The 563-nt window shown below is 60.9% G+C and carries 1 protein-coding gene; it reads right to left on the bottom strand.

Annotation, left to right across the window (positions count from 1 at the left end; all coding sequences use genetic code 11):
- Nucleotides 1–215: 215 nt before the first annotated feature.
- A partial coding sequence (locus AC1DN0_RS41290; RefSeq protein ID WP_477146635.1) for a hypothetical protein occupies nucleotides 216–563 on the bottom strand: 348 nt, incomplete at its 5' end.

Raw genomic sequence — 563 nt, 5'->3', positions numbered from 1 at the left:
CGGAATCCGCAGCGTTGGAGCGCGGGCATCCGCAACTGGGAACTCCCAGATGCGGTGTACCTGAACCCGGAGCGAGCGCAGAAAAACGCAGAGAATTACAAGCAAGCAGCGTAACGGCTGAGGCGACAACTACCTTGACACACGCCGCTTGCCAAAAAAGTAGGCAAAAAAGGCGCGCCGGATGGGGCGCCCCCCCTCGGGGGCGCTCCACACGACTACACCGAATCGTCGATCCGGCGATATCGCGCATCGTCGAAATCTCTCGGCTCTTCGGACGCCGAATTTCCTGTCTTCTCCCTTCCGTCTTTGTGCGCTAGCTGCCACTTGTAATCCGCTGGTTTGCTCACCCCAGCAACAAGGGAAGACGATCGCAGGAGCGAGCCGCCAAACCAACGATTGGTAGCCGTGTGGAGCGCCCCCAAGGGCGGGTCCGCACCCCAGCGCGATGCGAAGCGAGCCGTCAAGGTGTACCAGGCCGTATGGGGCGCCTCGTCGGCAGGCAAAAAGAGCGGAAAAGAGGGGGCCATGTTTGAGTATCGCCTTAAGGCGATGCGAGTTTGGCC

It is taken from the genome of Cupriavidus sp. 05N39, from assembly GCF_056397325.1.
The sequence above is the reverse complement of the archived record's forward strand: the minus strand, read 5'-3'. Positions and strand labels throughout refer to the sequence as shown.